This window comes from Streptosporangium sp. NPDC004379 (genome assembly GCF_042873875.1).
Lineage (GTDB): Bacteria > Actinomycetota > Actinomycetes > Streptosporangiales > Streptosporangiaceae > Streptosporangium.
On the sequence record NZ_JBIAMC010000004.1, the window covers coordinates 228839 to 251382 of the forward strand.

General features: G+C 72.5%; 15 protein-coding genes. 11 read left to right on the plus strand and 4 right to left on the minus strand.

Translation table 11 applies throughout. From position 1 onward, the window contains the following. Window positions 1–170: 170 nt before the first annotated feature. Together ACFYSC_RS10990 and ACFYSC_RS10995 are read left to right on the plus strand one after the other, a co-directional pair. Window positions 171–2237, plus strand: coding sequence for a VanW family protein (locus ACFYSC_RS10990; protein ID WP_389959749.1), 2067 nt, complete (start codon window positions 171–173; stop codon window positions 2235–2237). Between the two features lie 703 nt (window positions 2238–2940). Further along, window positions 2941–3672 (plus strand): dienelactone hydrolase family protein, encoded by a 732-nt coding sequence (locus ACFYSC_RS10995; protein WP_389959752.1) that lies wholly within the window; start codon window positions 2941–2943, stop codon window positions 3670–3672. Window positions 3673–4276: 604 nt separating this feature from the next. On the opposite strand, the gene ACFYSC_RS11000 is transcribed toward ACFYSC_RS10995, so the two are convergent. Next, a complete protein-coding gene (locus ACFYSC_RS11000; protein WP_389959755.1) occupies window positions 4277–5398 on the minus strand; it encodes a PQQ-dependent sugar dehydrogenase in 1122 nt (373 codons plus the stop codon). A gap of 71 nt (window positions 5399–5469) precedes the next feature. Here ACFYSC_RS11000 and ACFYSC_RS11005 point away from each other — a divergent pair, with 71 nt between their 5' ends. The 5 genes from ACFYSC_RS11005 (at window position 5470) to ilvC (ending at window position 12955) form a co-directional block, all read left to right on the plus strand. After that, window positions 5470–6378, plus strand: coding sequence for a 2-hydroxyacid dehydrogenase (locus tag ACFYSC_RS11005; protein ID WP_389959758.1), 909 nt, complete (start codon window positions 5470–5472; stop codon window positions 6376–6378). A gap of 287 nt (window positions 6379–6665) precedes the next feature. Next, window positions 6666–9317, plus strand: coding sequence for a putative bifunctional diguanylate cyclase/phosphodiesterase (locus tag ACFYSC_RS11010; protein WP_389959760.1), 2652 nt, complete (start codon window positions 6666–6668; stop codon window positions 9315–9317). 277 nt (window positions 9318–9594) lie between these two features. Further along, window positions 9595–11352: an acetolactate synthase large subunit gene (locus ACFYSC_RS11015; protein WP_362946928.1), complete on the plus strand. Its 1758-nt coding sequence runs from the start codon at window positions 9595–9597 to the stop codon at window positions 11350–11352. Window positions 11353–11410: 58 nt separating this feature from the next. Continuing rightward, window positions 11411–11935, plus strand: coding sequence for an acetolactate synthase small subunit (ilvN, locus tag ACFYSC_RS11020; protein ID WP_179824903.1), 525 nt, complete (start codon window positions 11411–11413; stop codon window positions 11933–11935). 39 nt (window positions 11936–11974) lie between these two features. Beyond that, window positions 11975–12955: a ketol-acid reductoisomerase gene (gene ilvC / locus ACFYSC_RS11025; RefSeq protein ID WP_362946931.1), complete on the plus strand. Its 981-nt coding sequence runs from the start codon at window positions 11975–11977 to the stop codon at window positions 12953–12955. Window positions 12956–13135: 180 nt separating this feature from the next. On the opposite strand, the gene ACFYSC_RS11030 is transcribed toward ilvC, so the two are convergent. Both ACFYSC_RS11030 and dacB read right to left on the minus strand, forming a co-directional pair. Further along, the gene (locus ACFYSC_RS11030) at window positions 13136–14122 is read right to left on the minus strand and encodes a CAP domain-containing protein (protein WP_362946915.1); all 987 of its coding nucleotides are present in this window, start codon (window positions 14120–14122) and stop codon (window positions 13136–13138) included. 358 nt (window positions 14123–14480) lie between these two features. Next, window positions 14481–16043: a D-alanyl-D-alanine carboxypeptidase/D-alanyl-D-alanine-endopeptidase gene (gene dacB / locus ACFYSC_RS11035; RefSeq protein WP_389959764.1), complete on the minus strand. Its 1563-nt coding sequence runs from the start codon at window positions 16041–16043 to the stop codon at window positions 14481–14483. A gap of 121 nt (window positions 16044–16164) precedes the next feature. Here dacB and ACFYSC_RS11040 point away from each other — a divergent pair, with 121 nt between their 5' ends. Then, window positions 16165–17571: an MFS transporter gene (locus ACFYSC_RS11040; protein ID WP_389959767.1), complete on the plus strand. Its 1407-nt coding sequence runs from the start codon at window positions 16165–16167 to the stop codon at window positions 17569–17571. A gap of 31 nt (window positions 17572–17602) precedes the next feature. On the opposite strand, the gene ACFYSC_RS11045 is transcribed toward ACFYSC_RS11040, so the two are convergent. Beyond that, window positions 17603–18148 (minus strand): FHA domain-containing protein, encoded by a 546-nt coding sequence (locus ACFYSC_RS11045; RefSeq protein WP_389959770.1) that lies wholly within the window; start codon window positions 18146–18148, stop codon window positions 17603–17605. A gap of 88 nt (window positions 18149–18236) precedes the next feature. Between ACFYSC_RS11045 and ACFYSC_RS11050 the strand changes: the two genes are divergently transcribed. From ACFYSC_RS11050 to ACFYSC_RS11060, 3 genes are read left to right on the plus strand one after another with little or no spacing between them, the layout of a single operon-like run. Then, a complete protein-coding gene (locus tag ACFYSC_RS11050) occupies window positions 18237–18764 on the plus strand; it encodes a PadR family transcriptional regulator (RefSeq protein ID WP_389959774.1) in 528 nt (175 codons plus the stop codon). Beyond that, on the plus strand, window positions 18761–19468 hold the full coding sequence (locus ACFYSC_RS11055; protein ID WP_389959776.1) for an ABC transporter ATP-binding protein: 708 nt from the start codon (window positions 18761–18763) through the stop codon (window positions 19466–19468). Before ACFYSC_RS11050 ends, ACFYSC_RS11055 begins: the two co-directional genes overlap by 4 nt. Continuing rightward, the gene (locus ACFYSC_RS11060) at window positions 19465–22065 is read left to right on the plus strand and encodes an FtsX-like permease family protein (protein ID WP_389959779.1); all 2601 of its coding nucleotides are present in this window, start codon (window positions 19465–19467) and stop codon (window positions 22063–22065) included. Before ACFYSC_RS11055 ends, ACFYSC_RS11060 begins: the two co-directional genes overlap by 4 nt. Window positions 22066–22544: the final 479 nt, after the last annotated feature.

Consider the following 22544-nt stretch of genomic DNA (forward strand, 5'->3'; position numbering starts at 1 on the left):
GGGGAGCACTCCCCGGAGCCCCGGAGCCGGCCGGGGCGTCCCGGCGGTGAACGGCATGGAGAGGCACGTGAAAGACCAATTGTTACGTCTTTCCGGGGCTTCGCCGGGGGTTCTGGTTTAGGGTTGCGGCAGGGAAGAGCCGGACGCGGGACGCAGGAGGAGCCGGGGCTGTGGGGAACGCCGGATCACCGACGGACCCGCCGACCGACCCGTTCGCGGCGGTGCCCCTTCCCACCCGGCCCGTCCGCCCGGGAGCCCGCGGCATCGCCCCGGTCTCCGGAGACGGCTCCGGGAACGGCTCGCGCCTGCCACCGGGCGTCTCACCCGACATCTTCGGATCTCCCGTCCCGACCCCCGCCTCCGCACGGCCCTCCGGCACCGCCGGGGGGACCGGCCTGCCGCCCGTGACCCCGGCCGCCCAGCCCTGGCGGGTGGCCGCCCAGCCCGAGAGCTCCCTGCAGCAGCGGACCCTGCGGGACGAACCGTCCCTGATGCCCGGCGGCCCGGCGAGGCCCGAGCCGTCCCCCTCCGGTGAGGAGGACCCGCCTCCGCGCCGCCTCCGCCGGATCATCGCCGCGGTACTGGCCCTGATGGTGCTGGCCGGCGCCGCCTACGCCGGCGCCGCGATCCTCATGTCCGGGAAGATGCTGCCCGGCACCCGGGTCCGCGGCGTCCCCATCGGCGGGCTGACCGCGACCGAGGCCGCCGACCGGCTCAGGGGCGAACTGGCCGACGAGGAGACCAAGGACGTCGTCGTCCGGGCCGCGGGCAAGAAGTACGCGATCGACCCCGACAAGGCCGGGCTGGAGTTCGACGTCGTCTCGACCATCGACCAGGCGTCCAGCGGTTTTCCCAGCCCGCCCCAGGTCTGGCGGGCGCTGACCGCCACCACCGACCTGAAGCCCGAGGTCAGCGTCGAGCCCGAGCTCCTCAACTCCACCGTCGAGGCCCTGGCCAGGAAGGTCGACGTCGAGGTGCGGGAGGGGGCCGTCACCTTCGAGGGCCTCAAGCCCGTGGCCGTCACCCCGGCGTCCGGCCGGAAACTGGACCGTGAGGCCGCCGCCGGTGCCATCGAGAAGGCGTTCCTCGGGCCCGCCCGGGAGGTCGAGCTGCCCGTATCGACGATCAGGCCCGAGGTCACGGCCGACACCGTCAAGCGGGTCGCGGCCGACGCGGACAAGGCCGTGTCCGGCCCGGTCATCCTCACCCACTCCGGCAGGCAGGTCCGGCTCGACACCGGGATCCTCGCCGCCCACCTGTCCTTCGAGCCCGACGGCAAGGGGGGCATGCGCCCGGTGTTCGACGCCGCCGGCGCGGTCGCGACCGTCGAGAGGAAGCTGGTCGATCCGGCGTCGGCCCCCCGCGACCCCACTTTCGAGATCGTCGGGGGCAAGCCCCGGCTGGTTCCCGGCCGCAAGGGCAAGGGCATCGACGACCAGCGGCTCGCCCGGGCGGTCACCCGGATGGTCGCCGAGGGCGGCAGCCGTACGATCCCCGTCACGCTGACGACCGTCCGGCCGCGGATCTCCGAGGCGGAGGCGCGGGGGCTCGGCATCAAACAGAAGATCAGCGAGTTCACCACGAACTTCCCCTGCTGTCAGCCCCGGGTGACCAACATCCGCACGATCGCCAAGCTCCTGGACGGCTACCTCGTCAAGCCCGGAGAGACCTTCTCCCTCAACGGCGTCATCGGTCAGCGCGACACGGCACGGGGTTTCGTCCCGGCCCCCATGATCCAGAACGGCCGGCTGGTCGACTCCGTGGGCGGCGGCATCTCCCAGTTCGTCACCACCATGTACAACGCGGTGTTCTTCGGCGGCCTGGAGGACGTCCAGCACGTACCGCACGAGTTCTACATCTCGCGTTACCCCGCGGGACGGGAGTCCACGGTCTCCTGGCCCGCGCCGGACTTCCGCTGGAAGAACGACTCCAAGTACGGCGTGCTGGTGAAGACCTCGACGACCGCCACCTCGGTCACGGTCTCCTTCTGGAGCACCAGACGGTACGACATCGAGTCGGTCTCCTCCGACCGCTACGACCTCACGCCCTTCGAGAACGCGACCGGCAGCGGGCCCGACTGCATGCCGATGACCGGCCAGCAGGGGTTCACGATCGACGTGACCCGGATCTTCAAGCAGGACGGCCGGGAGGTCAAGCGTGAGACCAGGAAGGTCGTCTACAAACCCGAGACCAACCTGACCTGCGACTCGACGGCCACCCCGGAACAGGCGGACTAACCGGGTCCCTTCTTTCACGCTGGGGCTTTTCGCGTCTTGGGGCGGTTTCCCGGGTTCGGACGGGTCCACGCTTGTCGGGTTGGCCGGTGGCGCGCGCTGCGGTGGGTGGGTGTTCCGGCCCTCTTCGGGCCTGGGGCTTTCGCGTCTCTGGACGTTTCCCCGGGTTCGGGTGGGTCCACGCTTGTCGGGCTGGATGGTGGTGCGCGCTGCGGTGGGTGGGTGTTCCGGCCGGCGCTGTGGCCGGGCTCTGGTGCCGACCGGCCTCCGGCCTGGTCCCGGGCGCGATGGTTGCGGGCGTTTTGAAGCCGGCCGGAACACCCACCCACCTCCGCGCCATACCTGCGCCGTTCGTACGGATGACCCGCCGTAGCCGCTCCCTTTCCGGCGGCTCACGGTCCCCACCGACGCTGAAGCGACCTGTCGCTCCCGGCTCAGGGTGGGCCGCCGTAGCCTTGCGGCCACACTGGCGGGGGAGAGCGCAGGGCCGGGCGCCGTAGCTGCTCCCTTACGGACCGCCCACGCTTCCCGCCGCAGTCGTTCTGCTGATATGTGCCGCAGTAGTTCTGGTGATATGTTCGGCATCGCCGTGTATGGCTGTGAACTAAGGAGGTGAGACCGATCAACGCTGTTATGGGTCGGGGCTCCCTCTCTCACATGGCCTAGGGAGCGCCCGCAGAAGGCATCCCGAAAGGCTTGGAACGCTTTGCGCTTCATTTCTCAGACGTCGTCGGACGGCGTCACCGAACGGCTGTTCAACCTCGGCGAGACCCCCGGCGTGCTGTGGACGCCGGAAGACGCCGGCGGGGCTCGTCCCCTGATCCTGATGGGTCACGGCGGCGGGCAGCACAAGAAGGCTCCGGGCATCGTGGTCCGCGCACGCCATTTCGTCGTCGGGGGTGGTTTCGCGGTGGCCGCGGTCGATGCGCCCAACCACGGCGACCGGCCGAAGACCGAGGGGTTCGCTCGGATCGCGGCCGAGTTGCGAGCCGGCATGGTGGCGGGTGAGGACACCACCGCGCAGCTCGTCGCCATGCACATGTTCCTGGCCGAACAGGCCGTCCCGGAATGGCAGGCGGTCCTGACCGCGGTTCAAGAGCTCGACTTCGTCGGCACCGGTCCGGTGGGCTACTGGGGCATGTCGATGGGCTGCGGGCTCGGCATCCCCCTCCTCGCCGCGGAACCCCGGATCCACGCGGCGGTTCTGGGCCTGCTCGGCGTACACGGGTTGGCCGAGACCGCCGCCCGGGTCACCGTCCCGGTGCGGTTCCTGCTCCAGTGGGATGACGACATGGTGCCGCGAGCCCAGGGCCTGGAACTGTTCGACGCTCTGGCGTCGGCTGACAAGACGCTGCACGCCAACCCCGGAAAACACGGGGAGATCCCCGAGTTCGAGACCGGCGGTTCGCTGCGGTTCTTCACCCGGCATCTCGGTTAGGGCCGCCACTTCGTGGCCCGCGACGCGCCGGTCGGGCTTCGTTCCCGACCGGCGCGTTCACATCAGACCAGGCGTCTCTCAAAGCCAGACTTCGGAAATCACCGTGGGGGACGGAGCTACCTGGAGGGCGACTACGGCGAGGACCGTGGGCGGTCCGTAAGGGAGCAGCTACGGCGCCCGGCCCTGCGCTCTCCCCTGTCAGTGTGGCCGCAAGGCTACGGCGGCCCGCCCTGGCAACCGGAGTCAGGGACGCTTCAGCATCGGCGGGAACCATGGGCCGCCGGAAAGGGAGCGGCTACGGCGGGTCATCCGTACGAACGGCGCAGGTATGGCGCGGAGGTGGGTGGGTGTTCCGGCCGGCTTCAAAACGCCCGCAACCATCGCGCCCGGGGCCAGGCCGGAGGCCGGTCGGCACCAGAGCCCGGCCACAGCGCCGGCCGGAACACCCACCCACCGCAGCGCGAACCACCATCCAGCCCGACAAGCGTGGACCCACCCGAACCCGGGGAAACGTCCAGAGACGCGAAAAGCCCCAGCGTGAGAGAAGGGACCCGCCCGAGCCATCCGCAGAGTGAAAAGTTCCAGCCTGCGTGAGGGAGAAGCGCTACGGCTTCAGGGTCAGGAGGCGGTCGTCGCCGCGGCGGGGGGAGCCGCGGCCGTCCTTGTTGCTGGTGCCGAACCACAGTGACCCGTCCCGTGCCGTGGCGACCGCCCGGAGCCTGCCGTACCGGCCCTCGAAGAGCGGGACGGGCTTGCCGGCGGTGCCGTCCGGGTTCAGGGGGACCCGCCAGAGCCGCTGGCCGCGCAGGGCGCCCACCCAGAGGGAGCCGCCGGCGTAGGCCAGGCCGGAGGGGGACGCCTCCGAGGTGGGCCACGTGACGATCGGATCCGTGAAGCGGGAGCCGCCGCCGGTGCCCTCGACCTCGGGCCAGCCGTAGTTGGCGCCCTTCTTGATGAGGTTGATCTCGTCGAAGGATCCGGCGCCGAACTCGCTGGCGTACATCCGCCCGGAACGGTCCCACGCCAGGCCCTCGACGTTGCGATGGCCGTAGCTCCAGATCACGTTCCCGAACGGGTTGCCGGGCGCGGGCTTGCCGTCCTTCGTCATGCGCAGGATCTTGCCGCCCATGGAGCCGAGGTCCTGCGCCAGCGACTGGTTCCCGGTCTCGCCGGTGCTGGCGTACAGGTAACCGTCCGGGCCGAAGGCCAGGCGGCCGCCGTTGTGGATGCCGCCCCGGGGGATGCCGTCGAGGATCACCGTGGGGTCGGCCAGTTCGCGGTCGTAGCGGTAGCGCACGATCCGGTTGTCGCGGGCGGAGGAGAAGTAGACGAAGACCTGGTGGTCGTCGGAGAAGGCCGGGGAGACCGCGACGCCCAGCAGGCCGCCCTCGCCGGAGGGGCTGACGCCGTCGATCCGGCCGGCCTGGGTGACCTTGCCCGCGGGGGTGACGCGCAGCAGCCGGGCGGTGTCGCGTTCGGTCACCAGGGCGTCGCCGCCGGGCAGGAACGCGATGCCCCAGGGGACGGCGAGGTTCTCGGCGAGGGTGCGCGGTTCACCGGCGGGGGAGTCCTGGGGGCTCTGGGCGCCCTGGCCGTCCGGGGTGCTCCGGGTGCTCTGCGGGGCCGGGCCGGAGGAGCGTTCGGCCGGGGCCGCGGAGCAGCCGGCCGCCAGGACGGCCCCCGAGGTGACGGCCACGACGAGGGCCGAGCGTGCGAAGCGGATCATGATTACCTCCTCCGTCAATACGGCTGCATACCCGAAGAGGTTCCGGAACGACCCCCTGGATAATGCGGGACATGAAGATCTGGGTCCCCTCCCGAGCCGCCGCCGACGTCCTGAGTGATCTGCCCGAGGTGGAGTGCGTCGTCTACGACGGCACCGGTCCCCACCCGGACGGCGTCGAGGAGGTGGAGGTCTGGATACCCCCGTTGATGCCGGTGCCGGACGTCGCCGGGCTGCTGGGCCGGATGACGGGGCTGCGTCTGCTGCAGACCGTCACGGCGGGGGTGGAGACGTACCGGCCGCATCTGCCCGAGGGCGCGGTGCTGTGCAACGCGCGGGGGGTGCACGACGCCGGGACGGCCGAGTGGGCGGTGGGTGCGATGATCGCGGTGCTGCGGGACTTCCCGGAGTTCGCCGCCGCCCAGCGGCGGGGGGAGTGGGCCTACCACCATACGGGCGTGCTCGCCGACTCCACGGTGCTGATCGTCGGTTACGGCTCGATCGGTGAGGCGCTGGAGCGCAGGCTCGACGGGTTCGAGGTGGACGTCGTCCGGGTGGCGAGGACCGCGCGGGACGGCGTGCACGGTCAGGACGAGCTGCCGGAGCTGCTGCCCCGGGCCGACGTGGTGGTGCTGCTGGTGCCGTCCACTCCGGAGACGGCGGGCCTGGTGGACGCGGCGTTCCTGGCGGCGGTGAAGGACGGCGCCGTGCTGGTGAACGCGGCCAGGGGTGGGGTGGTGGACACCGGTGCGCTCGTCGCCGAGTTGCGCCGGGGCCGGATCCGGGCCGCGCTCGACGTCACCGACCCCGAGCCGCTGCCTCCCGGGCATCCGCTGTGGACGGCCCCCGGGGTGTTCGTCACCCCGCACGTCGCGGGCAGCACCCCGGCCTCCGGGCGGCGCACGCTGCGGCTGCTCCGCTCGCAGCTTCTGCGGTATCTGGCGGGGGAGCCGCTGAAGAACGTGATCACCGGCCCGTACTGACCGGGAAAGGAATCCGCCCGTGGCTGCCTCGTGACCTCCGCCGCCTACCGTGGATGACGCGATCTCGATCGTTTCATGGTTATCAGATCGGTGACGACTACGGCGTTGTCACCATCCGCGCCGACCGGAGAGCACAGACTGGTCGTGTGCCGCCCCGTTCGGGCGGAGGACGAAGGATGACGTGGTGACAGCGGCGACGCTGGAGCGGCGGCCAAGGGAACGCCGCGGAGGCAGGGCGAGACGACACCGATGGGCAGACGACATTGATCCGCTGGCGTGACCCCCGGGTGCCGCCGGCAGTGGTCGCCGGGTTCGGCGCGGTGGGACTGGCCGCCGCGCTCGTCGGCGGCGCTTCGGCCGCGGTCGCCGGGGCGGTGGCGGGTGTCGCCGCCGCCGCGGTCGCCGTCGTGTCACTGGTCATGGCGGTGCTCCGGATCGCCGACCGGCGCGAGGCGCGTGCCTGGCGCTGGCTGGCGGGGGGCGCGGCAACCTGGCTGGCCGGGGCGGGCGTGCGGCCGATCGCGGACGGCACGCCGTTCGCGGTGAGCTTCGCCGACCTGCTGGTCCTGGCCGGTACGGCGATGCTCGCCATCGGCACGGGACTGTGCGCCGTCCGCCCGGCGTACGGCCGGGCGTCGCTGCGTGACGCGTCCGACGCCTATGTGAGCGCCGCCTCGATATTCCTGGTCGGCTGGGTCGCCCTGCTCGGACCGGCCTACCACGACTCCGGGGGGCCGGGCGTCTTCGCGGTGTCCCTGGCCTCGCCGGTGCTCTGCCTGGCCTTCGCCTGCGCGGTGGGGCCCGCGGTGCTGCCCGCCCGGAAGTCCGCCGGGCCGGTCGGCCTGGCGGCGCTGGGGCTGCTGGCCGCGCTCACCGCCACGGAGACGGCGGGCGCGCTGACCCGGATGACGGGCGACGATCCGTCGCCGCTCGGGCTCTGGCTCGCGCCGGTGGCCTTCCTGCTGTTCGCCGCCGTCCCGTGGTGCCGCCGTATGGCGCGTGCTCCCGGCGCCTCGGGCGAGGAGGACGACCCGGACGTGGACGGAGGCGCGGGTGCGCAGGCCGCGTCCTCGCTGATCGCGGCGGTGCCGCTGATCCTCGTGCTCGTGGCGACCGTGGCCCTGGTCCTGCGGATGCTGGGCGGGGGCGTGGCGGGGCCGCTCGCCGTACCGGCGCTGGTGGCGGCGTCGGTCGTGGCGGTCCTGGTGGTGAGGCTGTTCGTGATGCTGGCCGACGCCGGCCGGATGCGGCGCCTGATGGATCTCGGTGAGCGGCAGCTGCACGACCTCGCGGAGAGCACCGGCGACGTGGTCCTGCTGTGCGACCACGACGGCGTGGTGCGGGAGATCGGCGAGGGGGTGGAGGTCACCTACGGCTACCGTCCCGAGGACATGGTCGGCGGGTCGATCTTCGACTACATCCATCCGGAGGACGTCCCGGGCATCCAGATGGCGCTGCGCGCGATGAGCCTGGAGGACGAGCGGGCCGAGGGCGGCGGCACCTGCATGATCGGGTGCCGGGTGCGGGCGGCCGACGGCACCTGGCGGCCCACCGAGTCGGTGGCCACCCGCCACTCCCGGGGCGAGGACCTCCTGCTGGTCACGACCCGCGACGTCAGCGGCCAGGAGGCGCTGCGCAACCAGGTGGCCCATCTGACGTTCCACGACGGCGTCACCGGTTTGCCCAACCGCTCCTACTTCGAGGAGCGCACCCGGGAGGTGCTGGCCCGTCCCGGGGGCCACAGCGTCGCCGTGGTGTTCCTGGACCTGGACGGGTTCACCGCGGTCAACGACTCGGTGGGTCACGCCAGCGGCGACTACCTCCTGGGGCAGGCGGCCCGCAGGCTCCGCGCGGCCGTACGGGCCGACGACACCCTGGCGCGGTGGGGCGGCGACGAGTTCGCGGTGCTGCTGGAGGTGGCGGGCGACGCCCAGACGGCGGTGGACCTCGCCGAGCGGCTGGTCCGGGCGGTCTCCGCCGAGCCGTTCCGGGTGGCCGACCGCGACATCGCGATGACCGCGAGCGTCGGGGTGGCCTTCGCCGACGAGGAGGTGTCCTCGGCCGACCTGATCCGCAACGCGGACGTGGCGATGGCGCGGGCCAAGAACATCGGCGGGCCGCGGGTGGAGGTGTTCGCCGCGCACATGCACGCCGACGTGGTGCGCCGCCTGGAGCTGGCGGCGGACCTGCAGCGGGCGCTGCTGGAGGACCAGTTCGCGATCGAGTACCAGCCGATGGTGGATCTGGCGACCTCGCGCGTCACCGCGGTGGAGGCGTTGGTGCGCTGGTGGCGGGAGGGCGCGTTCGTGCCGCCGGAGCGGTTCCTCGGCCCGGCCGAGGACACCGGGCTGATCGTCCCGCTGGGCGAGTGGATCCTGCGCCGGGCCTGCCGGGAGGTGGCCGCGTGGCGGGCGTCCTCCTGGGACATCGGGTTGTCGCTCAACCTGTCGGCCCGGCAGATCATGGCCCCGAGGTTCGTCGAGACCGTCGAGTCGGCGCTCGCCGAGAGCGGCCTGCCGCCCAGCGCGCTGTCGCTGGAGGTCATCGAGGAGATGCTGGTCGAGGACGCCGAGGAGACCCTCACGCGGCTTTCGGAGCTGCGTGAGCTGGGGGTGCGGCTGGCCATCGACGACTTCGGGACGGGCTACGCCTCGCTGGCGCTGCTGCGGCAGCTCCCGGTGGACATGATCAAGATCGATCCGTCGTTCGTGTCCGGGCTGGGCGCCGACGAGACGCTGACCCTGCTGACCCGCACGATCGTACGGCTCGGCCACGACCTGGGGCTGATCGTGGTGGCGGAGGGCATCGAGCGGCCCGAGCAGCTCGACCTGCTGCGCGAGATGGGCTGCACCCGGGGGCAGGGTTTCCTGGTGGCGCGGCCGATGGACGCCCGGGGGATCGACGACCTCATGCCCGCGGGCCTGCACAGCGCCGTCTGAGGGCCGTGCCGTGCAGCAGGCGTCCCGTACGGCGCGGCCGTCCCATGGGCCTCTCCTGCCCGGAATTTCATCTCGGATCCTGAGACACCCGTCCCACCAATTTGACGCGGGGCCGCAATGTCGGCCATGGTGGGACCCATGCATCACCGTGGGATTCTCGTAGTACTTCGCCGGCGCGCAGGCCGATAAGCGAAGCACTTCGACCTGCGCGCCGCCCCAGACCCGCCCGGCAAGGTGGGATGGGGCCTTTTTTATGCCATACATCCCGCTCAGCCACATGAGGAACGAGCCGATGACCGAGCAGATGACAGGAGCCCAGGCGCTGGTGAGGGCGCTGGAGCACGTCGGGGTCGACACCGTGTTCGGGATCCCCGGCGGCGCGATCCTTCCCGCCTACGATCCCCTTTACGACTCCGCCAAGGTCCGTCACGTGCTCGTACGGCATGAGCAGGGCGCCGGGCACGCGGCCCAGGGGTACGCGCAGGCCACCGGCAGGGTGGGGGTCTGCATGGCCACCAGCGGTCCGGGCGCGACCAACCTGGTCACCCCGATCGCCGACGCCTACATGGACTCGGTCCCGATGGTCGCGATCACCGGCCAGGTGGCCAGCGCCGCCATCGGCACCGACGCGTTCCAGGAAGCCGACATCTCCGGCATCACGATGCCGATCACGAAGCACAACTTCCTGGTCACCGACCCGGCCGACATCGCCCGGACGATCGCCGAGGCGTTCCACATCGCCTCGACCGGCCGTCCCGGGCCGGTCCTGGTGGACATCTCCAAGGACGCCCTCGTGGCCACGACGGAGTTCCAGTGGCCGCCGGTGATGCAGCTCCCCGGCTACCGCCCGGTGACGCGGCCGCACTCCAAGCAGATCCGCGAGGCGGCGAAGCTGATCGTGGAGGCCAGGCGGCCGGTGCTGTACGTCGGCGGCGGCGTCCACAAGGCCGGCGCGGCGCAGGAGCTGCGGGAGTTCGCCGAGCTGACCGGCATCCCGGTGGTCACCACGCTGATGGCGCGCGGCACCTTCCCCGACAGCCACCGCCAGCACCTGGGCATGCCGGGCATGCACGGCTCGGTGCCGGCCGTCGGGGCGCTGCAGCGCTCCGACCTGATCATCGGCCTGGGCGTCCGCTTCGACGACCGCGTCACCGGTGACCTGTCGACCTTCGCGCCGAACGCCCGGGTCGTCCACGCCGACATCGACCCGGCGGAGATCTCCAAGAACCGGCACGCGGACGTCCCGATCGTGGGCGACTGCAAGGAGGTCCTCGCCGAGCTGATCGCCGCGGTGGGCAAGGAGGACCGCAAGGGCGACTACACCGAGTGGTGGGCCCAGCTCGACTCCTACCGCTCGACGTACCCGCTGGGCTACGAGACGTTCGCCGACGGCGCCCTGGCTCCGCAGTACGTCATGGAGCGGCTGAGCGCGCTCGTCGGCCCGGACGCGATCTACACCGCGGGCGTCGGCCAGCACCAGATGTGGGCGGCGCAGTTCATCGGCTACGAGAACCCCGGCACCTTCATCAACTCCGGCGGCGCCGGCACGATGGGCTTCGCGGTCCCGGCGGCGATGGGCGCCAAGATGGGCCGCCCGGACTCCGTCGTCTGGGCGATCGACGGCGACGGCTGCTTCCAGATGACCAACCAGGAGCTGGCGACCTGCACGATCGAGGGCGTGCCGATCAAGGTGGCGGTCATCAACAACGGAAACCTCGGCATGGTCCGGCAGTGGCAGACGCTCTTCTACAACGAGCGCTACTCCAACACGAACCTGCAGACGGTCCGCCGGATCCCCGACTTCGTGAAGCTCGCCGAGGCGTACGGCTGCGTCGGCCTGCGGTGCGAGCGTCCCGAGGACGTGGACGAGGTCATCGAGAAGGCGATGGCGATCAACGACGTCCCGGTCGTGATCGACTTCGTGGTCCACCAGGACGCCATGGTCTGGCCCATGGTCGCGGCCGGGACCAGCAACGACGACATCAGGTTCGCCCGCGACATGGCGCCCGTCTGGGACGGCGAGGACCAGGTGTGAGCGGCGGGCTGACGGACAGGCACGGCGGCTCGGCGAGACGCCCGGCGAGGAGGAAGGCATGAGCAGGCACACGCTCTCGGTGCTGGTGGAGAACAAGCCCGGTGTTCTGGCGCGCGTTGCCGCGCTGTTCAGCCGCCGCGGGTTCAACATCGACTCGCTGGCGGTCGGCCCGACCGAGCACGAGGACATCTCCCGGATGACCATCGTGGTGAACGTCGAGGAGCTGCCGCTGGAGCAGGTCACCAAGCAGCTCAACAAGCTGGTGAACGTTCTGAAGATCGTGGAGCTCGACCCGGCGCAGGCCGTGCAGCGCGAGCTCACGCTGATCAAGGTGCGGGCCGACGCCGAGACCCGGTCCAGCGTGCTGGAACTGGTCAACCTCTTCCGGGCGCGCTGCGTGGACGTCGCCCCGGACGCGGTGACGATCGAGGTCACCGGCACCCCGGACAAGCTCCAGGCGTTCGTGAGGCTCCTTGAGCCGTTCGGCGTCAAGGAGCTCGTCCAGTCGGGCATGGTGGCCATCGGCCGCGGTGCCCGCTCCATCACCGACCGTTCTCTGCGGGCCCTGGACCGGACCGCGTAAGCCGTACGAGAAACCCGAAAGGTTAAGCAAGTGACTGAGATCTTCTACGACGACCAGGCCGACCTGTCGATCATCCAGGGCCGGCACGTGGCCGTCCTGGGGTACGGCAGCCAGGGTCACGCGCACGCGCTGTCCCTGCGCGACTCCGGCGTCGACGTCCGCGTCGGCCTGCCGGAGGGGTCCAAGAGCCGGGAGCGGGCCGAGGCCGACGGCCTGCGCGTGCTCACGCCGGCCGAGGCCGTCGAGGAAGCCGACCTGATCATGATCCTGGCGCCGGACCACATCCAGCGTCACCTGTACGCCGACCACGTCGCCCCGAACCTCGTCGAGGGCGACGCGCTCTTCTTCGGCCACGGCTTCAACATCCGCTACGGCCTCATCGAGGCCCCCGAGGGCGTTGACGTCGCGATGGTCGCCCCCAAGGGCCCCGGCCACCTCGTCCGCCGCCAGTACAGCGCCGGTCGCGGCGTGCCGTGTCTCGTCGCGGTGGAGAAGGACGCCAGCGGCAACGCCTGGGACCTCGCGCTGTCCTACGCCAAGGCCATCGGCGGCACCCGCGCCGGCGCGCTGAAGACCACCTTCACCGAGGAGACCGAGACCGACCTCTTCGGCGAGCAGGCGGTCCTCTGCGGCGGCGTCTCCGAGCTGATCAAGGCCGGGTTCGAGACCCTCATCGAGGCCGGCTACCAGCCCGAGGTCGCCTACTTCGAGTGCCTGCACGAGATGAAGCTGATCGTCGACCTGATGTACGAGGGCGGCATCCACAAGATGTACTGGTCGGTCTCCGACACCGCCGAGTACGGCGGCTACTCCCGCGGCCCGCGCATCGTGACGGAGGAGACCAAGAAGGAGATGCAGCGCATCCTCGCGGAGATCCGGTCCGGCGAGTTCGCCCGCGAGCTGGTCGACGAGTTCGACAGCGGCCAGAAGAAGTTCACCGCCTACCGCGAGGACCTGGCCCAGCACCCGATCGAGACCACCGGCGCCAAGCTCCGCCCGATGATGAGCTGGCTGAAGTAGCGGCGCGCCCCTCCCGGACCCGCTGTCCGGGAGGGGCGCCCCGTACGGCGACGCCCCCGCGGACGGTCACCCGACCGCGGGGGCGTCGCCGTCTCCTCCGCTCTCCGGGCCGTCCGCGGGGAGGAACGGAACCGGCCCGGCCCAGGTGAGGAGGAGAGGGGGAGGGCCTTACGGCGTCCTTCAGCGGGCGGCGAAGTCCTGGGTCCAGTAGATCTGGCCCTTGGAGTTCTTGGCCGCGCCGACGCCGATGAGGGTGTACTTGCAGTTCATGATGTTGGCCCGGTGGCCCGAGCTGTTCATCCAGGCGGTGACCACGGAGGCCGGGGTCGGCTGGCCCATGGCGATGTTCTCCGCCCAGCCCGATCCGCCGGTGAAGCCCGCCGCGCGGATGCGGTCCATGAAGCTGCGGCCGTCCTGGGAGGTGTGGCTGAAGTAGTTCTTGGCGGCCATGTCGGCGGAGTGGCCGTAGGCGGCGGCGCGGAGCTGCGCGTCGTGCTTGAGCGGCTGGCAGCCGCCCTTCGCGCGCTCCGCGTTGGTCAGGCGCAGCACCTCGTTCTCGTCGGCCGTGCCGACCGCGCCTCCGGGGGAGGAGGCGGTGGGGGTGGGCTTGGGAGTGGGCTTGACGGTGGCCGTGGCCGTCGGGGCGGGGGTCAGGGTCGGCAGCGGAGTGGCCGGCGTGGTGGGCTTGGCCGTCGCGGTGGGGGCGGCGGTCGGAGCCGCGGTGGGCGTGGCCGACGCGGTGGGTGCGGACGTCGGGCCCGTCGTCGGGGCCTTCGTGGGAGTCGCCGTGCCCGTGGGCGAGGGGGTGGCGGTCGGCGTCGAGGCGTCACACGAGAGCCTGGCCGCCCGGGAGACGTCGGTGTTGCCGCGGTTGTCGCGCACGACGGTGTAGTAGACGCCCGGCGCGCACCGCAGGGTCATGATGGCCCGCCCGTTGCGGCCCTTGTACGCGCCGCTCTTGACGACCGGGTCGGCGCCGGCGACGGCCCGCTTGATCTGGATCCGCACCAGGGCGGAGTCGCGGCAGCCGAGCCGCGTGGCGGAGGCGTGGATCTTCCCGGTGGCGGTGACGACGGGCCGGTCCGCGTGGACGTCGCACGAGGACGGCCAGGCCGCCGCGTTCGCGGCGACGGGAGCGCTCAGGGCCGCCAGAGTTCCAATGCACACGAGTGCACCCAGCGGTCTGCGCATATCGATTCCTCCAGAGGGGTCGAGGCTGGATCGAACCCGTATTCTGGCGGCGCCACAACGCCCCTGTCACGAAATTTCGGACAAAATCTTGAGTTGTAGGTAAACCAAAGTGATCAGTGGTGCGTCTGGGACCGTTCCTATATGTCCGAAAATATGCCCTTGAACTGGTCTGCCGCCGCCGTGCGGACACGGCGGCGGCAGGGGCCCGGCGGGCGGGAAAATCTTTCCCGGTCGATCGGTTCCGGCGGACCGTACGGTCACATCCGGTGGATGCTCAGGTCACACCGGGTGAGATCGAGAGCCGGGGAGGGCCGGCGCCGGGCGGGACGGCGGGTCAGCACTGGGCGGGCTTCAGCCACGAGCACTCCAGCTCCGGAGCGTCCCCGTCCTGCGGCGTCTGCTTGAGCTGGACGACCGTGTCCACCGGCGCGTCGCGGCGGAACTGCGCGAGACGGACGGCGATCCTGTCCTCGATGTCCCGGGGAGCTCCGGACAGGTACTGGTTGAGCATGACGGAGAAGACCAGCGGCTCGTTGTCGGCGCTGGTCACGTAGCCCGACAGCGAGGTGACGCCGGTCAGCGAGCCGGTCTTGGCGTGGACGTTCCCGGCCGCGGGCGTGCCGCGCATCCGGTTGCGCAGCGTCCCGCCGACCATGCGGTCGGCCTGGCCCGCGATCGGCAGCGCGCCGTACCAGGCGTCGAACCACGGCTTGGCGCGCAGCGCGGCGAGGTAGCGCGTCAGCTCGCCCGGGGTGAAGCCGTCCATCCGCGACAGGCCGGAGCCGTCCCGCAGGCTCAGCGTCGTCACGCCGTTCGCCTTGGCGAAGGAGGTGATCGCGGCGAGCCCGGCGCCCCACGTCCCGGCGCCCGAGACCTTGCGCCCGATCGCCTTGGCGAGGATCTCGGCGTGCATGTTGTTGCTGAGCTTCATGAACGGCACCAGCAGCTCACGAAGTGTCATCGACTCGTGCGAGGCCACGACGGCCGCGCCCTCCGGGGCCGCCGCGCGGGCCGTGCCGCCCAGCACCCGCACCCCGTGCCTGGCCAGCGCCGCGCGCAGCAGCGAGGCGGCGTAGCCCGTGGGGTCGTCGACGGTGACCCACTCCTGCTGCTCGTCCGCGACGGTGCCGGTGATCACCACGGTGTTCGTGCCGTGCAGGCGCTCGATGGTGACGTCGGTCTCGGCGCCGGTCACGGCACGGTTGTCGATCTTCAGGTAGTCCGTCTCGGGCGTGGTGGTGACCTTGGGCCGCTTTCCGGCGCTCCCGGGGGCCACCGAGACGATGACGGTGCCGGCGTCGTAGTCGGTGTCGGGGGAGGCGGTCAGCGCCGAGATCTGCGCCGCGTAGTAGTAGGGCTCGTCGTCCCACGCCCAGTCGGTGCCGAGCCGTACGTCGTCGAACCAGGTGTCGTCGGCCACCAGCCTGCCGGTGACCACCTTGATCCCGGAGGCGGCGACCTCGGCGGCCAGCGCGTCGTAGTCGGCGGCGAGCATGGTGGGGTCGCCGGTCCCCCTGAGGTAGAGGTCCCCGGCCAGGGCCGAGCCCGCCCGGCGGCCGGTAGACAGCACGCTCGTGGTGAAGCGGAAGTCCAGGCCGAGGTTCTCCACGGCGGCGGCGGAGGTCAGCAGCTTGGTGTTGGAGGCGGGGGTGAGGATCTTTCCGGAGTCCACGGCGTAGAGCTCCTCGCCGGAGACCGCGCTGCGGACCACCACCCCCGCCCGCGCCGGCGTGAGCCGGGCGTCGCCGAGGATCTGGTCGATGTCCTTGACCAGGTCCACCACGCCGGGGGCCGGTCCGAGGGCGCCGGCCGGGGCGGCCGAGCCGGTCGTGGCCCAGGTGAGGCCGGTGAGCAGGAGGGCCGAAACAGAGAGGGTGGTACGTCGCGAGGGCCGCACGGTCGCTCCAGGTGCTAGGCGTCTGCGGAGATCATCGACACCTACGGCCCGCCCGACAATACGGAAATATTCGTATCTTTCACCCCTGTTGGGCCGGTGGCGGGTGGGGTTGAATGTGGCAATGGTCACACCGGCTCCCACCCCCCGCCCCGCCGGAGCCGCCGCCGTCACCGTGCCGCGCGGGGTGCGCGTCGGCTACGGGGTCGGATCGGTCTGCACCGCGACGTTCTCCACGGTCCCGGGCCTGCTGCTGCTGTTCTACATGACCAACGTGCTGGCGGTCCCCGCCTGGATCGCCGGCGCGGTGGCCTTCCTGCCCAAGCTCTGGGACATGGTCATCAACCCCTGGGTCGGCCAGCGCTCCGACCGCACGGTCTCCCGGCTCGGCGCGCGCCGCCCCTGGATGCTGGTGGGCGCGGTCACCCTTCCGGTGACCTTCGCACTGACCTTCGCCGGGCCGCCGCTGACCGGCCTGCCCGCCGCGCTGTACGTCACCGTCTGCTACTTCCTCACCGCCACGGCCTACGCCTTCTACGAGGTGCCCTACAAGGCGATGGCCACCGAGATGACCGACGACTACCACGAGCGCTCGTCGCTGCTCCAGTGGAAGATGGTCTTCCTGGGCCTGGCGATCCTGCTGTCCGGGGCCGGCGCGCCCGCCCTCGCCGGGACCGAGGTGAGCGGCTACCGGCTCATGGGCCTGGTCGTCGGCGCGGTGCTGCTGGCGTCCATGCTCGCCTCCGTCGCCGGTACGGCCCGCGCCCCGCTGGCCGGCCGGGCCGAGGCCGAGCCGTCGCTGCGGGCGCAGTTCGCCGCGGCCCGCTCCAGCCGGCCGTTCATGGTCCTGCTCGCCCTGAGCTGCGCGCAGATGTTCGCCGCGGGCACCCTGCTGGCCGGCGCGCCGTACCTCGCCACCTACGTCCTCGGCGCGCCCGGGGCGACCACCACGCTCTTCCTGTGCGTGGTCGGGCCGCTGCTGGTCACCATGCCGCTGTGGACGTGGCTGTCGCGGCGCTACGACAAGCGCGGCGCGATGATGCTGTCGGCGGCGCTGTTCGCCGCGGGCACGGCCGCGCTGGCGCTCGCCGGCCGGTTCGGCGCGGGCTACACGCACGCCTGCGTGCTCCTCGTCGGCATCGGCTACGCCGGGTTCCAGCTCCTGCAGTTCTCCATGCTCTCGGATGTGATCGTCCACGACGCGTCGGTCACCGGCAGGCGCCGCGCCGGGGTGTTCACCGGCCTGTGGACGGCCTGCGAGACCGTGGTCTTCGCGCTCGGGGCGCTGGTGCTGGGCTGGCTGCTCGGCGCGGCCGGGTTCGTGGAGTCCGCCGCCTCGGAGGCGGTGACCCAGCCCGGCTCGGCGATCGACGCCGTCCTGTACGGCGGGGCGCTGATCCCCGCGCTCGCGGCCGGGGCCAGCGTGCTGCTCACACTGCGCTACCCCATCACCGCCGAGACGATGCGGGCGGCGGACACCGCCGGTGCGGCCGTGGCGGGGGAGGAGCCGGGGATCACGGCGCACGGATGACGGACCGGAGCCGGCCGGAGCATGATCCGGTTCAGGCCGGCTGGGGCGTGATCACCAGGAAGCCGCAGTCACCGAAGGACAGCACGTCGCCCGGCCGTACCAGGGCCGGTCCGACCAGACGCCAGTCGTTCAGCCGGGTGCCGTTGAGCGAGCCGAGATCGACGACGATCCAGCCGTCCTCGGCGCGGCGCAGCTCGGCGTGCATCCGGGAGACGGTCAGGTCGGCCAGCACCAGGTCGCAGGCCGAGCCCCGCCCCACCACGTAGCGGACGCGGTCGTCGCCGGGCAGCGCGAGGCGGGGCAGCCGGGGGCGCCGCCAGGCCGACTCGACCCGGCGGGTGAAGTCGGACGCCGAGGCGACGACGTCGGTCACCATCCGCCGCAGCCGGCCGCGCGGCGGCAGGTCGGCGATCAGGCTCTCCAGCTCGCCCTGACTGCGGGCGCGCAGCGCCATGTCGACCCGGCCGAGGAACGTCTCGTGCGAGAGGCGGCCCTCGACGGCGCGGTCGCGGAGCTCGTTGATGGCGCGGTCGCGGTCCCCATCGGACGCGCGGGACGGGGGAGGCGGCGAGCTCATCCCCCGAGTATCCGCCCCGTCGGCGGAACCTGTCCAGAATATGCGGATCTCTTGCCGTGACCATACTGAGTATGCATACTCAGTATCTATGGCGATCCGACAAGGGCTGCTGGCCCTGCTCAGCCGGGGGCCCCGCTACGGCTATCAGTTGCGGGCGGAGTTCGAGGAGTCGACGGGGGCGACCTGGCCGCTCAACATCGGCCAGGTCTACACGACGCTCGCCCGCCTGGAACGCGACGGCCTGGTGGCCCCCGGCGAGCAGGACGACCAGGGCCGGGTCGTCTACGCGATCACCGAGGCCGGCCGGGCCGAGACGGAGCGGTGGTTCGCCACCCCCGTGGCCCAGACCGACCGGCCCCGGGACGAGCTGGTCATCAAGCTCGCGATGGCGGTCACCGCCGGGACGGGCGTGCGCCCGATCATCCAGGCCCAGCGCACCGCGACCATGGGCACCCTCCAGCGGCTCACCCGCGCCAGACGGGCGAGCGCCGAGGACCCCGCCCAGCGGCTGGTGCTCGACTCCATGATCTTCCAGGCCGAGGCCGAGCAGCGCTGGCTCGACCACTGCGAGGCCGTGCTCGCGGCCTCCCCCCAGACGCAGGAGAGACAAGCATGAGTTTCGATCCGGTCGTCCGGCTCGCGGCCGTCAGCCGCGTGCACGGCGACGGCCCGGCAGCCGTGACGGCCCTTTCAGAGGTGAGCCTCGCGGCCGACGCCGGGGAACTGGTGGCGGTGATGGGCCCCTCCGGGTGCGGAAAGTCCACCCTGCTGAACGTCGCGGGCGGCCTCGACCGCCCCACCTCGGGCGACGTCGTCGTCGAGGGCGTCTCGCTGCCCCGCCTTCCGGCCGGGGAGCTCGCCGCACTGCGCCGCAGGCACGTCGGGTACGTCTTCCAGGACCTCAACCTGATCCCCTCGCTCACCGCACTGGAGAACGTGACGCTCCCGCGAGAGCTGGACGGGGTCCGTTTCCGGGACGCCCGCCGTGAGGCGCTGGAGGCGCTCGCCGAGGTCGGTCTCGCCGACGTCGCCGGCCGCTTCCCCGACGAGATCTCCGGCGGCCAGCGCCAGCGGGTGGCGATCGCCCGCGCCCTGGCCGGGGAACGGCGACTGATCCTGGCCGACGAGCCGACCGGCGCCCTCGACACCCCGACCGGCGACGACATCCTCCAGCTGCTGCGCGCCCGCTGCGACGCCGGGGCGGCGGTCCTGCTCGTCACCCACGAACCCCGCTACGCCGCCTGGGCCGACCGCGTGGTCTTCCTGCGCGACGGCCGGGTCACCGACACCGCCGCCGCACCGCTGGAGAGCGCCCGATGAGCGCCCCGGCACCGGTCATGGCCCGCGCCGGTACGGCGGGAGCGGCGCGTTCCCGGACGGCCGCGTTCCTGGCGGCGCTGCGGATCTCCCGGCGGGACGCGCTGCGGGCCCGGGGCCGCAGCGCCCTCATCGTCACGATGGTCGGCCTGCCCGTCCTGGTCATCGTCTTCGCCCTGATCTTCGCCGCGACGGCGGACATCACCCCGCGGGAGGGGCTCACCGCGCGGATCGGCGCCGCCGACCTGCGGATCACGACACTCGGGCCGCCCGACCCCGACGACCACGCACGGACGCCCACCTCGCCGGCCGAGGTCATGAGGCTGCTCGGTCCCGGGGCCCGGATCATCCCGGTGAACGACGGCAGCGCCGACCTCCGGGGCGAGCGCGGCTACGAGCACGTGTCCGCGCGCGAGCTGGACCTGCGCGACCCCCTGACGAAGGGGATGTACCGCCTGCTGCGGGGCCGCCTCCCGGCCAAGCCCGGTGAGATCGTGGTGACCCCCGGCGCGGAGGAGCGGGGCGCGCGGTTCGGCACGACACCGGCCGTGACCTTCAAGCTGACCCCGATGCGGGTGGTCGGGGTCGTCGAGCACCCGCACCGGACGGACAGCGCGGAGGTCATCGGCCTTCCGGGCACCCTGCTGTTCGACGAGCGGGACGGGAACGGCACGGGCTGGCTGGCCGACACCCCGAAGCCGGTCACCACCCGGGACGTCAACGCGCTGCTGGCGGCGGACCTGGGCGTCGTGTCCCCCGACGCGGCCAGGGACACCAGCGGCTACCACAGCACCGACGACGTCGTGGCCATCGGCCTGATCGTGGTGATGGGTGTGCTGGAGGTGGTGCTGCTGGCCGGTCCGGCGTTCGCGGTGGGGGCGCGGCGGCGGGAAAGGGAGCTGGCGCTGGTGGCGGCGCAGGGCGGTTCGCCAGGACAGGTGCGGATGGTGCTTTCGGCCGACGGGGTGGTGCTGGGCGGCGGCGCGGCGCTGCTCGGGTTGGCGCTGGGCGTCGGGCTGGGCGCGCTGTCGGCGGCGCTGGAGGCGGGCCGGCTGATCGGCGAGGTGGGCCCGCTGGACATCCCCTGGGCGCCGGTGCTGGCCGTCGCCGTGCTGGGGGCGGTCAGCGGGGTGACGGCGGCCCTGCTGCCCGCCGTACGGGCGGCCCGGCAGGACGTCGCGGCGGTGCTCGCCGGACGCCGGGGCACGGCGCGCGGCCGTGCGGGCCGTCCGATCCTCGGGGCGGTCCTGGTCGTCGCGGGAGCCGTGGCCACCGCGCTCACGATCAGGGACAGGGAGAGAACCTGGGTTTTCGCCGCAGAGGTGCTCGTCCTGCTGGGGCTGGTCGCATTGACGCCCTCGCTTGTCCGGGGCGCGGCGGCGCTGACCGCCCGGACGCTGCCGCTGCCACTGCGGCTGGCCGCCCGCGACGCGGCCCGCAACCGGGGCCGCACCGCCTCGGCCGTCGCGGCCGTCATGACGGCCGCCGCCGCCTTCACGATGGCGGCCGTCGCCTTCGACAGCAACTTCGCCGAACGGCGCGACGCTTTCCACCCGATGGTTCCGGTCGGGACCGTGCAGGTCGACGGGGCACGTCTCGACGACGCCCGGTGGGCCAAGGCCAAGACGCTCATCGAGCGCGCCCTGCCCGGCACCTCGTTGATCGAGGGCGTCGCGCCCCGGGACGCCCGGGGGGCCGTCATGGGGCTTTCGGTCAGGCGTCCTGACGGTCCGGGCGACGGGTACATGGACTACTCCTTCAACGTGGGCCTGCCGGTGGGGAGTGGGCGGCTGCTGGAGTTCGTCCAGGGGCGGCGGGACCCCGTCGCGGCGGCGGCGTTCTCCGCCGGCAGGGCCGTGGTGTTCGACCCCGCTATGGTGCGCGACGGGCGGCTGCGGTTGTCCGCCGTTCAGTTCGGCTCTCGGAGACCCGAGGTTCCGGACGATCTCACCGTTCCCGCGGTCGTGGCGCGGGCCGCCGATCCCCGGCACGCCGTCGCGGTGCTCCCCGCCTCCGCTCTGCCCGGCCTGGGTCTGAAGTCCGAGGCGCGCGTGCTGTACGCCGCGCCCTCCTCCGTCCGGCTCACCGATGAGCAGGAGTTCAAGCTGGAGCGGGAGCTGGCGATCATGGCCGGTGTATCCCAGGTGACCGTCATGCGCGACGTCGAGCAGGACGGCTTCGTCAAGCCGCTGCTGTTCCTGGCGGCGGCGGTCCTGGCGCTGGGCGGCACGCTCGCCGCCACCGGCCTCGCCGCGGCCGACCTGCGGCCGGACCTTTCGACCATGGCCGCGGTCGGCGCGAAACCCGGCACCCGCCGGCTGGTCGTCGCCGGCCAGGCGGGGTTCATCACCGCTCTCGGCGCGCTGGCGGGCGCCCTCGCGGGGATCCCGGCCGGGGTCGCGGTGGCCTCGACGTCGAGGCCGTACGGCTACCCCCTCTGGACGTCGGGCTCGTCGCCGTCGCTCCTCGACCGGCTGCCGCCGGTCGAACTCCCCTGGCTGTTCCTCACCGCACTGGTGGTCGGCCTGCCGCTGCTGGCGGCACTGGTGGCGGGGGCGTTCACCCGGACCCGGGTCACCCTGACCCGCCGGATCACCTGACCTCTCGACATCGAGGGACGACCGGCCGGTGCGGCGAGGGTACGCCGTGCCGGGTGTCCGGGCTGGTAGGTGTGGTGGTGAGGTTCCGATCACCAGATCCCGGCGGCGAGCGAGACGATGCCCCACGATGTTCCCGGCGACCCGCCGGACGGCCCGGCAGGCGGGCCCGGCCCGTCTGGTCCGCCCGGCCCGTCCGGCCTGTCCGGCTCGCCTGGTCCGCCCGGCTCGTCCGGCTCGCCTGGCGGGCCGGAGGACACGGGTCCGTCCGATGCGGCCGACGGCGGGCCCGGAGAAACAGGCGGCCCGGGAGCGGTGGGCGGGCCGGGGGACGCGGGCCGGTTCGGTCCGCGCGGCGGTGAGGGCCGGTTCGGCGTGGCCGGTGCCGGTGGACCCGGTGCGGCCGGCGCCGGCCGCACCGGGTCCACCCGCACCGGGCCGGGCCGCGCGGCCGCGGTCCGGGGGGGCCCCAAGCCCCCGCC

Excerpts from the sequence above, each read along its gene's own strand:
- ACFYSC_RS11000 (WP_389959755.1), bottom strand. The coding sequence starts at position 5,398 with ATGATCCGCTTCGCACGCTCGGCCCTCGTCGTGGCCGTCACCTCGGGG.
- ACFYSC_RS11005 (WP_389959758.1), top strand. The coding sequence starts at position 5,470 with ATGAAGATCTGGGTCCCCTCCCGAGCCGCCGCCGACGTCCTGAGTGAT.
- ACFYSC_RS11015 (WP_362946928.1), top strand. The coding sequence starts at position 9,595 with ATGAGGAACGAGCCGATGACCGAGCAGATGACAGGAGCCCAGGCGCTG.
- ilvN (WP_179824903.1), top strand. The coding sequence starts at position 11,411 with ATGAGCAGGCACACGCTCTCGGTGCTGGTGGAGAACAAGCCCGGTGTT.
- ACFYSC_RS11040 (WP_389959767.1), top strand. The coding sequence starts at position 16,165 with ATGGTCACACCGGCTCCCACCCCCCGCCCCGCCGGAGCCGCCGCCGTC.
- ACFYSC_RS11045 (WP_389959770.1), bottom strand. The coding sequence starts at position 18,148 with ATGAGCTCGCCGCCTCCCCCGTCCCGCGCGTCCGATGGGGACCGCGAC.
- ACFYSC_RS11050 (WP_389959774.1), top strand. The coding sequence starts at position 18,237 with ATGGCGATCCGACAAGGGCTGCTGGCCCTGCTCAGCCGGGGGCCCCGC.
- ACFYSC_RS11055 (WP_389959776.1), top strand. The coding sequence starts at position 18,761 with ATGAGTTTCGATCCGGTCGTCCGGCTCGCGGCCGTCAGCCGCGTGCAC.
- ACFYSC_RS11060 (WP_389959779.1), top strand. The coding sequence starts at position 19,465 with ATGAGCGCCCCGGCACCGGTCATGGCCCGCGCCGGTACGGCGGGAGCG.